The sequence below is a fragment of the Malaciobacter mytili LMG 24559 genome (assembly GCF_003346775.1).
GTDB lineage: Bacteria > Campylobacterota > Campylobacteria > Campylobacterales > Arcobacteraceae > Malaciobacter > Malaciobacter mytili.
Genome location: NZ_CP031219.1, coordinates 84,302 through 96,321 on the forward strand (window position 1 = coordinate 84,302; position 12,020 = coordinate 96,321).

Consider the following 12,020-nt stretch of genomic DNA (forward strand, 5'->3'; position numbering starts at 1 on the left):
ACAAAAAGGGATTAGATTATGAAAAAGCTATTAGGTACACTTTTATTATCATCTACATTAAGTTTTGCAGCAATTATTGATGCTGTTGCGTTAATTGTAAATAATGAACCAATTACTTTATATGATATTGATAAAAGAATGGTTCAAGGCAATATGAATAAAAAAGAGGCAGTTAGTTCTTTAATTGATGAAGTTTTATATAAACAATTAATTGAAGAAAAAAATATTAAAGTTGATATTTTTGATATAAATAATTATTTAGAAAAAGTTGCTGCTCAAAATGGTATGGATTTATATACTTTTAAATCAGTTGTAAAACAAAAATATAAAGATTATGAAGCATATGAAGAAGAAACAAAAAGAAGAATTGAAAGAGAAAAACTTATTTCTACTCTTGTAAGGGGAAATTTAGCAATTGCAAATGAAGAAGATTTAAAAATCTATTATGAAAATAATCAAAATCAATTCTCTACTGCAAAAGAGATAGAAGTAGTACAATATGCATCTAAAGATAGAGGTGCATTAGTTTCTGTAATGAATAATCCAATGGCTACTAAAGATGTAGAACAATCTACAATCGTATTAGAACAAAATCAATTAAATTCACAATTAAGGTATCTTTTAAATGATACTAATATAAATCAGTTTACTCCAATATTTGCTGCAAATAGCAAGTATGTAACTTTATTGGTTAAAGAAAAAAAAGGAGTAGAAACAATTGCATTTGATGAGGTTAAAAATAAAATTTTTAGTGTAATAATGCAAAAAAGAGAAGCAGATTTTTTAAGAGAATATTTTGAAAAAATCAAATTAACTGCTGATATTAAAGTTGTAAGATAAAAGGAAATAGATGTTTGAAGTAATTATAGGATTAGAAGTTCACGCTCAGTTAAATACAAAAAGTAAATTATTTTGTTCTTGTGCAACAAGTTTTGGAGAAGACCCAAATACAAATGTTTGTCCAACTTGTTTAGGATTACCTGGTGCGCTTCCTGTATTAAATAAAGAAGCTGTTCATAAAGCTATTATGTTAGGAACTGCTTTAAAAGCACAAATTAATCAAAAATCAGTTTTTAATAGAAAGAACTATTTCTATCCAGATTTACCAAGTGGTTATCAAATTTCTCAATTTGAAGTACCTGTTGTTGGTCTTGGCGAATTAGTAATAGATTTTGAAGATGGAACATCAAAAAAAATTGGAGTTACAAGAGCACACTTAGAGAATGATGCAGGGAAAAATATCCATGCAGGAGATGTATCTCATGTGGATTTAAATAGAGCAGGGACTCCTTTACTTGAAATAGTTTCTGAACCAGATATGAGAAGTGCTGATGAAGCTATTTTATATCTTAAAAAGCTTCACTCTATTGTAAGATACCTAGGAATTAGTGATGCTAATATGCAAGAGGGGTCTTTTAGATGTGATGTTAATGTATCAATTAGACCAAAAGGTGATGATAAGTTATATACAAGATGTGAAATTAAAAATATGAACTCTTTTAAATTTATTGAAAAAGCAATAAAATATGAAGTTCAAAGACAAATTGAAGCATGGGAAGATGGTGTTTACGAAAGAGAAGTAGTTCAAGAAACTAGACTTTTTGATGTAAATACAGGAGAAACTAGATCTATGAGAGGTAAAGAAGATGCTGCTGATTATAGATATTTCCCAGACCCAGATTTATTACCATTAATTATCACTGATGAGATGATTAAAGAGTATTCAAAAATCCCTGAACTTCCAGATGAGAAAAAAGAGAGATTTGTAAAAGAGTATGGATTAAAAGAGTATGATGCTTCTGTTATTACAAGTTCACTTGAAATGGCACACTTCTTTGATGAGATGATGAAAGAAGAAATTAGCGCTAAAAATGCAGTAACTTGGCTAACTGTTGAATTACAAGGGAGATTAAAAGAGGGTGTTACTATTGAAAATTCACCAGTTTGTTCTAAAACTTTAGCAACAGTTGTAAAAAAAATTGAAGATGGAACAATCTCTGGAAAAGCTGCAAAAGATGTATTAGACTACTTAATGGAAAATAATGAAGAAGTTGATACTGTTATTGAAAAACTTGGATTAAAACAAGTTTCTGATGATAGTGCAATTTTAGAGATTATTGATAGAATACTAGCTTCTAATGAAGATAAAGTTGCAGAGTATAAAAGTGGGAAAGATAAACTATTTGGTTTCTTTGTAGGTCAAACTATGAAAGAATCAAAAGGTAGTGCAAACCCTGCAAAAGTAAATGAATTATTAAAACAACGATTATCATAAGCAAAGTAGATTTTCTACTTTGTTTTAAACTTACTTCTAATTAAATCCTTTATTCTCCTAACTTACGATAAAAAGATATACAACTATATAAAATATCTATTTTTAAAAATTGTATAAAAGCAAGATTTTGATAATATGATAAGATAAGTTTTATTTTAAAAAAGGTTTTTAATGGCAAATATTGCAGTTATTGGTGCAGGTAAATGGGGACAAGCACTTCATTATGCTTTAAGCCAAAAACAAGAGTGTCTTATCACTTCAAGAACAAAAAGAGATATAAAAAATTTTGTGGATTTAAATACTGCTATGCAGTGTGAGTATTTAGTAATTGCTATACCAGCACAGCAAATAAGACAGTGGCTAAAAGAAAATTTTAGTTTTAAAAATCAAAAAGTATTAGTTGCTTCAAAAGGAATAGAGGCTTCAAGTGGGAAGTTTTTAAATGAGATATATGAAGAGTTTATTCCAAGGGAAAATTTAGGATTTATTTCAGGTCCTTCTTTTGCAGCAGAAGTTATACAAGGTCTGCCTTGTGCTTTAGTTATAAATAGTTTAAATAAGTCTTTATTTGATGAATATGAAAAGTTTTTCCCAAATTTTATTAAGACTTATTATAGTGATGATGTAATTGGTGCAGAAATTTGTGGAGCTTATAAAAATGTTTTAGCCATTGCAAGTGGAATTTGTGAAGGTTTAAATTTAGGTAATAATGCAAGAGCTTCTTTAATCTCAAGAGGTCTTGTAGAAATGCAAAGATTTGGTAGCCACTTTGGTGCAAAAATGGAAACATTTATTGGTTTAAGTGGGGCAGGAGACTTATTTTTAACTGCAAGTAGTGAATTAAGTAGAAACTTTAGAGTAGGGCTTGGACTTGCAAAAAATAGAACTCTAGAAGAGATTTTAGAAGAGTTAGGAGAAGTGGCTGAAGGAGTTAAAACTTCATATGCTATAAACTCTTTAAGTCAAGAACATCAAATTTATACTCCAATTGCAAATGAAGTATTTTCAATTTTACAAGGTAAAAATCCAATAGATAGTTTAAAAGACCTATTAAGAAGTTAAAATGCAAACTATCTCTTTTTATAATCTTGCATATATGCTACTACCTTTAGCTATTGTAGTATATTTTTATTTTAAATATACACAAGATAAAAAAGAGATAGTTTATGCAACAGTTCGTATGGTTTTACAACTACTTTTAATAGGATACTTACTTATTTTTATTTTTAATACTAAAAATATTTTTTTAGGACTTTTTATTTTAACTTTTATGTTAGTTATTGCAACAATGATTGTTTTAAGAGTAACTACTAATAAGAGTTTAAAAAACTACTCTTTAATATTTTTTGCAAGCTTTATTTCAAGTTTTATTCATCTTTTTTTAATCTTAGAAGTTGTTTTAGATTTAGAAAGTTTTTATGAACCAAGGTATGCCATACCTCTTGCAGGAATGGTATTTGCAAATATTATGAATATTATTTCTTTATCAATTGAAAGATTTGAAAAAGAAATAAGTAGAAATGAAAGTTTTGAAGAAGCAAGAAAAATAAGTTTTAAAGCTTGTATGATTCCTCAAATTAATACTTTGCTTGCTGTGGGGTTAGTAGCTTTACCTGGAATGATGACAGGACAAATATTATCAGGAGTAGATCCTTTAATTGCAGTAAGATACCAAATTTTAATTATGATTATGTCTATTTCTAGTGGGGGATTGGCTGTTATTATATATTATAATTTTCTTGAAAAGTTTAAGCTTTATTCTAAAAAATAAAGATAGCAAGTGCTATCTTTATCCTTCTGTGATACTTTGAGTATTTAAATCTTCTAAAAGTTTATCATAATTTGTTTTTTTAATTGAAGATGAACTTTTCATCATCTCTTTATGCATTTTCATACACTCCTCTTTAGTCATACCTTCCATCATTCCTGCTTGCATATTATTATGATTCATTTGTGCTGCGAAAATAGTAGTTGCTAAAATACCTAGTCCTAAAATTGAAAGAAAAATCTTTTTCATTTTTTATCCTTTTTTGTTTTTTATTGAAGTAATTGTAGTGGTTTTATATGGAAGAAATATGGAAAAAATAAAATTATAAGTTTTTATCTTCTTTTTTTAGTTCATCTACTCTTTTATTATAAGAATGAAAAAAAGTTTCAAAGATTCTTTTATACATATGTAGAACTTTTTCATCTTCTTCATTTTGTGATAGGGTAACAAAGTCAGTAATTTGATTGTCTAAATAGTTTGTAAAAGTAGTTACTCTATTTTTAATAGTTTCAGATGAGGGTTCTATTTCATAATATTGCAATCCTATTGAAGTTGGAACAATCTCTTGCGTTGAAATTATAGTCATTGAAGCAAGCATAATATCTTTAAAAGCTAAGCTGTTAAAAGTATCTACTAAGGCTTGTTTTTCTATATTTGATAATTTTCTAGGAATATGTGGAACAACTTTATTTTCTCCAACTTCAATTAATCCATCATTATTAAAATCAAACTTTTCATAATGATGCATAAGTAAATTGTATGCCCCTTCACTACTAAGTTTATCTGGATTTATTTCATTGCTTAAGTTTGCAAATTTTTTTAATATATCTAATTCAAAAGAGGATAAAGTCTTGATAAACTCTTTTGCTGTTGAAACCTTTACTTCTTGATTATTTGCTTTTGTATAAATATCTTCAAAGGCCTGATTTTCTTCTTTTGTTCCTTTATATAAATCACCAGGTTCTTTTAAATTTTTAACAATATTTACATATTCTGTGTATTGTTTGAAGACTTCCATTATATCTCCTTTGAAGTATTATAAATAAACTGTATTAAATAATTATAATATAATTTAGCTAAAGCTTTAAGGCTTTAGCTAATGAGAAATAGAAACTTCAAGAATCTTTTCTTTTTTCTTTAAGGCCAAAATATAAAAGATAGAAGGAATAATAATAAGTGTTAAAAATGCAGAAGAAATCATCCCTCCAATCATAGGTGCAGCAATTCTTTGCATAACTTCACTTCCTACACCATTTATATACATAATAGGTATTAGTCCTCCTAAAATTGCAAATAAAGTCATAAGTTTTGGTCTAAGTCTTAAAACTGCCCCTTTAAAAACAGCATGATAAATATGCTCTTTTGTAAACTCTAAACCTTTTTGTTTTAATTCAAACATTGCTTCATGTAAATATACAAGCATTACTATTGAAGTTTCTGCTGCTACACCAAGTAAAGCTAAAAAACCTACAATAACAGCAATAGAAATATTAAAATTTAAATACTCTAAATAAAATATTCCACCTGTTAAAGCAAAAGGTAGTGTAAAGAAAATAATAAAAGTATATGTTACATTTTTTAGAGCAAAATAGATTAAAATAAAAATAATCATCAAAGTAAGAGGAATAATATATGCTAATCTTTGCATAGCTGATTCTAAATATTCACTTTGTCCTGCCCACTCAAAATAGTAACCAGCAGGAAGTTGAATCTCTTCTAAGGCAGCTTTTGCATTATCTTTATACTCTTTAGCACTTACTTCACTTTTTGGTGTAATATATATAAAGTTTACATTTAAAGCTTTCTCTGATTTTATAACAGAAGGACCTTCTTCATATTTTAAATCTGCAAATAGTTTTAAAGGTTGAAATCCTAGTTTTGTTTTTATTTGAAGATTTTCTAAAGCTAAGATATTTTCTCTTTGTGTTGTTTCATATCTTAAACTAATAGGGTATCTTTCTAATCCTTTATAAAAAGTTGAAACCTCTGCTCCTGATACACCCAAAGCAATAGTATTTAAAATATCATCTTTTGTAATTGAGTATCTTGATAACATTTCATCTTTTACATCAATATTTAAATAATATCCTGAGTTTATTTTATCAGAAGAAACAGCCAATGTTTTATCATACTTTTTTAGTTTTTGTTCAATTTTAAGGGCTAAAGCTTCTAGTGTTTCATGATCATTTCCATATAGTTTTATACCAAGAGGAGTTCTAATACCTGTTAAAAGCATATCTATTCTTCCTCTAATTGGATAAGTCCAAGAGTTTATAAGCCCAGCAACTCTTAGTTTTTCATCCATTTCTTGCATAAGTTTTTTATATGTCATCCCTTCTCGCCATTGATCTTCACTTTTTAAAGTAACAATAGTTTCAATCATAGCAAGAGGTGCAGGGTCAGTTGCACTATCTGCTCGTCCAGCTTTTCCAAATACAGTTTGTACTTCAGGAAATGATTTTAAAATTTTATCTGTTTTTTGAGTTAATTCTTTTGATAAATCAACCCCTAATCCATAAGGAGTTACAGGCATATACATAAAAGTTTGTTCATTCATCATAGGCATAAATTCCCAGTTTTGTTTTTTATAAACGGGAATTGCTAAAATAATTGTTCCTATAAAAATAGCTATTATTAAATATCTAAAATTTAAAGATAGTTTTAAAAGAGGAGAATATAGTTTTATAAAGAATTTATTTAAAATATTTTTATCTTCACTTATAATTTTACCTTTAATAAAAAATATCATTAAAATAGGAACGATAGTAATAGATAAAATAGCACCACTTATCATTGCAAAAGTTTTAGTAAAAGCAAGAGGTGTAAAAAGTCTTCCTTCTTGACCTGTTAGGGCAAATATAGGTAAAAATGATACCACAACTAAAATAAGAGCAAAAAAGATAGGACGACCAACTTGCTTTGCAGATTTGATAATAATTTCTACTCTTTGTTTATTTGAAATATCTTCTTTGCCTTGAAGGTGTTTATGGGCATTTTCAACCATTACAATAGTTGCATCAACCATAGCTCCAATTGCAATAGCAATTCCTCCTAAACTCATAATATTTGAACCTAAACCAAAAGCTTTCATTAGTAAAAAAGTTAAAAGTACAGTAATTGGAAGAGTAAGAATTATAATTAGTGCTGACCTTGCATGAAATAAAAATAAAGCAGTAACCACCATAACAATAATTGATTCTTCTATTAAAGTAGATTTTAAAGTATCAATAGCCTTATCTATTAATGAAGTTCTATCATAAGTTTCAACTATTTCAACTCCTTGAACCTTTAAAGTTTTTAGTTTCTCTTTTACAGCTTTTATTACTTTATATGGATTTTCATCATATCTAACTACTACAATTCCTCCAACAGTTTCCCCTTGACCATTTAAATCAGCCATACCTCTTCTTGATGCTGAAGTTACATTTACATTTGCAATATCTTTTATTTTTAGTGGAATATTATTTTCAGTTTTAATAGTAATATCTTCAATATCTTTTACGCTTTGTAAGTAACCTCTTGCAGTGATTAGGTGCTCATAACCATTTTCTAAAATAATTCTTCCACCTTTATCATTATTACTTTTTTCTAAAGCTTTTTTTATCTCTTCAATACTTACATTATATTGAACCATTTTATTTTGGTTTAAAGTAATTTCATAATTTCTAATAAATCCACCAATAGAAGCTATCTCACTAACACCATCAACTCCTAAAAGTGCAAATTTATAATAATAATCTTGTAGAGTTCTTAATTCATCTAAACTTTTTGTATCTGATTTTAATGCATACTCATATGCCCAACCAACCCCTGTTGCATCAGGACCAATAGAGATTTTTGCATCTTTTGGAAACTCATTTTGTAGTTGTGAAAGTTGTTCTAAAATTCTATTTCTTGAATCATAAAGGTCTGTTCCATCTTTAAAAATAATATAAATTAAAGCATTTGCAAAAGAACTCATAGCCCTTACTGTTTCAATATTTGGTAAACTCATTAAGTTTGAGATTAAAGGATATGAAACTTGTTCTTCAATAGTTTTTGGACTTTGTCCTGCCCATTTAACTTGCACAATTACTTGTGGGGGAGATAAATCAGGTAAGGCATCTAAACTTGTATTTTTAACTGCCCAAAAAGAACCAACAGTTAAAATAATAATTGAAAAAAGAATTAAAAATTTATTTTTTATACTATATGAGATTATATTTTCAACCATTTTTTTATCCTACCAGTTATCATTGTCTTCATCATAAAGACCATTTGTTACAGCATCACTATCAAGTAAGAATAAAGCATTGTCTATTACTTTTTGGTTTTCTTCTAACCCTTCAAGAATTTGATATTTATTTGAAGAGATTCTTCTTACTTCAACTTCTATTGGCTCAAACTCACTTTTTGAAATACTTTGAAATACATAGTATTTATTTGCTTTATTTAAAACGGCTGTTTTTGGTAGCGTTAGCATTGAACCATTTACAATTTCTACTTTTACTTTAGCAAACATATTTGGATAGATTTTTTTATCTTTATTCTCTACTACAATTCTAATATCTACTGTTTTACTTTTCTCATCCACATTTGGGTAAATAAAATCAATTTTTGATTCAATAGGAGAAGTTATCCCATCAAAATATACTTTTACTTTTTGTCCTGTTTTAATCTCTTTTAAATCAGCTTCATAAATCTTTGCAATTACCCAAAGTTTATCTATATTTGCAAGTTGTAAAAGAAGATTTCCCTTTTTAGCAAAAGATTTAAAGTTTATATTTTTTTGTAAAATTATTCCATCTATTGGAGAATAAAAAGTAACCTCTTCAAAATCTTTTTTTAGATTTTTGATTTTTTCTATATCTTTATTATTTACTGCTAAAACTTTTAATTTATCAAGACTACTTTTATATAAAGTTTTATCTAAATTCTTAGTGATTTTTAGTTCTTGAGAAATATTATAAATCTCATCTGAATAAATAGAAAATAAAGGTTGATTTTTTTTTACATCCATATATAACCTATTGGCATTTAATTTTGTAATATACCCATCAAATCTAGTAACTATATCTACAACTTTATCTTCGATAATTATGCTATTTGCATAAAACTCTTTTGTAATAGAAATATCTTCTTTTTTTACTTGTGTAATTTTTTTATTAAAAAGTTGTTGGGCTTCAATAATCTGGGCATTTACTAATGTAAAGCTAACTAATAAGAATGTTAAAAAAAATCTCATTGTATATTTCCTTCATAATATTTTGATTTTGCTAAAGTTGTAAAAAATTTACTTTTTTCATCTAAGGCATCAATTTGTAGTTTAAGTGTTTTATTAAGATTTTGTATTATTTGTGTACTATTATTTTTAAATTTATTATCGATTTTTAAACTTTTATCAATACTATTTTGTAAAGCTAACATCTCTTTTGAAAGTAATTGATAGTTTTCATAGCTTGTATTTAATTCATTTTGTAAAATTTGTTGTGTTGTAGTAAAGTTTCTTCTTAAACTTTCTAGATCATTTTTTGCTTTTAAATAACTATATTGAGCTTTTTTTACATTTATATTTTCTCTATTATAAATACTTAAAGGAATAGCAACAGAAACATTTACATAGTCTTGAAACTCAGTTCTATTAAAATAAGTTATATTAAAGTTTATATCTGAAGTTTTTAAAGCTTTTTCATAAGCTTCTTGTTGTTTAAAAGCCTTTAATTGTTCATTAAATGCTTGAACTTTAGGATGTTTTTCAATATTATTTTCTAAAGAAGCTTTAAAAACATCAAGATTTATATTTAAATTATCAATTTTTGTATAGGCTATTTCTTCAAGATTTAATTTTAAAGTTGTTATATTTGTTTGTAAATTATTTAATGTAATATCAAAGTTTTTATTTATTAATTTTGTATCAAATAGTGTTTTTACATCTGTTTTAGAAGTTTGATATAAATAATTTTGTAATTTTTCTAATTTTCCTATATTTCTTTTTTGTTCTAATATAAGTCTTTTTTTCTCTTCTAAAATAGCAATATTATATGCAAGTTCATAGATTTTTGCTTTTAAAAGTAGTTTTTTATCCTCTAAAGATAAAGCTAAGATATTTTTATTAGTAATTTGTATTGATTTATTTATTTCAAGTTTATTTGTTATAGGAATAGCTTGTGTTATTCCTATAAACTGTGCTTGCATTGCTTCTAAATCTCTTTTATCATAGTTTTCATTTGTATGAATATCATTGATTCCTAAAGATAAAATAGGATTTGAAAGCTTAGTTGCAAGAGTTATATTCTCATTTGCAATCAGTATTGATTTTTCAATACTTTTAAGTTCATTATTTTTATCTAAAGCATTAGTTACTAAACTTTCAAGAGAGTTCGCACTTAAATTTAATATTAAAAATGAGATTACAATGAGATACTTTTTCATTATAAGTTCACACTTCCTCTTAATTTATGAACTTTGCCATTTTCTTCTTTAAATTTGATTTGATATTGCCAAGTTCCACCCATAGAAAAGTTAATTAACATTTTATATTTTCCATTAACTAATTTTGCATTTTCTTCAAACTCCATATATGGCATCCCTGGCATCTCTGGCATATAAAATTTTGCTTTAACTTTTGCATTTGTAATAGCTTGCCCATCTTTTGCCAATTCTATAAAGAAAATATTATCTCCAACAACAAGTGATTTTTCAGATGTTAATTTAACATCAATTCCATCTTTATTACCCGATTGAGAAACAATTTCAGCATTTAAAAATGTGAATACTAAAGCTAAAATAGAAAATAGTTTTACAAATTTCATGTAAAGACTCCTTTTTTGATTTTATGAAGTCTATTAATTTTATGAGGAAGAAGTGTGGAAAAAAATATTTAAAAGTTAAAAGAAAAGGTAGTTCCTTTATTTAGTTGTGATTCTACATTAACTTTTATATTATATTTAAAGCAAATATTTTGAACAATATTAAGCCCAATACCAAATCCACCACTTTGAGTGGTTGCTCTATAATATCTATTAAAAATATCTTTTATTTTTTCTTGTGATATACCTATGCCATTATCTTGTATATTAAGAGTAAAGTCTTTTAAACTTATATGAATAGTACCTCTTTTTTTATTATATTTTATAGCATTTGATAAGATATTATTAAATAATCTAATAAAGTCATTTTCCTCTATTTCATAAAAAGTTTCTTCTAATTCATAAGTTATTTGAATTGATTTTTTTTCTGCTAAGGCTTCAAAGTATTTTAGTTGTTCATTTATGATTTTTTCTAAATTTAATTTTACAATATTTGTTTTTTGAGTATTCTCTTCTAAAAATACATAAGTTAAATCTTTGTAAATCTCAGAGATTTTTAAAGCTGCAAGTTTAATTCTTTGGATTTGTTTTTTAGTAAGGTCTTCATTTTCAGCAGACATTAAAATAGCACTAATTGGAGTATTTAATTCATGGGTTGTATCTTTTATAAAAGTATTTAATTTTTCTCTTTCATCTTTTATTGGTTTTAAAAAAAGTTTTGCAAGAAAAAAACCTATTAGGGAAATAATAAAATAAATTACTAAAAAAAGTAAAATGATATTTCTTTTTAAATCTTTCATAGCCAAATAAAAAGAGTTGTCTTTTATGGCAATATATGCTACTCCTAGATGGTTATAAGTGGAATTATCTAGCAAAATAAAATAAGTATCTTTTTCTATAAGTTTCTTAGAAAAATCTATTTCTTCATTTATATTTCCATAGATTTTTTCTTTTTTTTGATTATATAAGGAGAAGCTATATTTATCTTCAAATAGCATACCTTTTGTATCTTTTTTTTCTGCATTCATATGAGTTAAAATTATTTTGGAAGAGATTAATGAAGCAAAATTTTGAACTTTTGTTTTTGTATAATCAAAATATAATTTTTTTTCATTTTCATAGTAAAGTAGGGCAATAAGTATCATTAAAATAAAAGAACCCCCTAAATAAAGACCAAAAAATCTTATAA

The 12,020-nt window shown here is 26.1% G+C and carries 11 protein-coding genes; 4 read left to right on the top strand and 7 right to left on the bottom strand.

The genetic code is table 11. The features are described 5' to 3' along the window. Positions 1 to 18 precede the first annotated feature (18 nt). From AMYT_RS00430 to AMYT_RS00445, 4 genes are all read left to right on the top strand, one after another. A complete protein-coding gene (locus tag AMYT_RS00430; RefSeq protein ID WP_114840608.1) occupies positions 19 to 840 on the top strand; it encodes a peptidylprolyl isomerase in 822 nt (273 codons plus the stop codon). Between the two features lie 10 nt (positions 841 to 850). Then, entirely contained in the window at positions 851 to 2,275 is a 1,425-nt protein-coding gene (gene gatB / locus AMYT_RS00435) for an Asp-tRNA(Asn)/Glu-tRNA(Gln) amidotransferase subunit GatB (protein ID WP_114840609.1), read from the top strand. A 171-nt stretch (positions 2,276 to 2,446) separates the two neighbouring features. Next, positions 2,447 to 3,337 carry an NAD(P)H-dependent glycerol-3-phosphate dehydrogenase gene (locus AMYT_RS00440; protein ID WP_114840610.1) on the top strand — a complete coding sequence of 297 codons (891 nt, stop codon included), beginning with the start codon at positions 2,447 to 2,449 and terminating at the stop codon, positions 3,335 to 3,337. A 1-nt stretch (position 3,338) separates the two neighbouring features. Then, the gene (locus tag AMYT_RS00445) at positions 3,339 to 4,046 is read left to right on the top strand and encodes an ABC transporter permease (protein WP_114840611.1); all 708 of its coding nucleotides are present in this window, start codon (positions 3,339 to 3,341) and stop codon (positions 4,044 to 4,046) included. 18 nt (positions 4,047 to 4,064) lie between these two features. Here the strand turns inward: AMYT_RS00445 and AMYT_RS00450 are convergent, their stop codons facing one another. The 7 genes from AMYT_RS00450 to AMYT_RS00480 form a co-directional block, all read right to left on the bottom strand. Further along, positions 4,065 to 4,292: a hypothetical protein gene (locus tag AMYT_RS00450; protein WP_114840612.1), complete on the bottom strand. Its 228-nt coding sequence runs from the start codon at positions 4,290 to 4,292 to the stop codon at positions 4,065 to 4,067. Between the two features lie 73 nt (positions 4,293 to 4,365). Further along, complete coding sequence (locus AMYT_RS00455) at positions 4,366 to 5,061, bottom strand: hypothetical protein (RefSeq protein WP_114840613.1); 696 nt, start codon at positions 5,059 to 5,061, stop codon at positions 4,366 to 4,368. 78 nt (positions 5,062 to 5,139) lie between these two features. Then, the gene (locus AMYT_RS00460) at positions 5,140 to 8,256 is read right to left on the bottom strand and encodes an efflux RND transporter permease subunit (protein WP_114840614.1); all 3,117 of its coding nucleotides are present in this window, start codon (positions 8,254 to 8,256) and stop codon (positions 5,140 to 5,142) included. 9 nt (positions 8,257 to 8,265) lie between these two features. Further along, complete coding sequence (locus tag AMYT_RS00465) at positions 8,266 to 9,267, bottom strand: efflux RND transporter periplasmic adaptor subunit (RefSeq protein WP_114840615.1); 1,002 nt, start codon at positions 9,265 to 9,267, stop codon at positions 8,266 to 8,268. Further along, the gene (locus AMYT_RS00470) at positions 9,264 to 10,454 is read right to left on the bottom strand and encodes a TolC family protein (protein ID WP_114840616.1); all 1,191 of its coding nucleotides are present in this window, start codon (positions 10,452 to 10,454) and stop codon (positions 9,264 to 9,266) included. Before AMYT_RS00470 ends, AMYT_RS00465 begins: the two co-directional genes overlap by 4 nt. Continuing rightward, positions 10,454 to 10,834 (bottom strand): FixH family protein, encoded by a 381-nt coding sequence (locus AMYT_RS00475; RefSeq protein WP_114840617.1) that lies wholly within the window; start codon positions 10,832 to 10,834, stop codon positions 10,454 to 10,456. The genes AMYT_RS00470 and AMYT_RS00475 overlap by 1 nt, the downstream gene beginning before the upstream one ends. A gap of 68 nt (positions 10,835 to 10,902) precedes the next feature. Beyond that, positions 10,903 to 11,976, bottom strand: a complete 1,074-nt coding sequence (locus AMYT_RS00480) for a sensor histidine kinase (protein ID WP_114840618.1) — start codon at positions 11,974 to 11,976, stop codon at positions 10,903 to 10,905. Positions 11,977 to 12,020 lie beyond the last annotated feature (44 nt).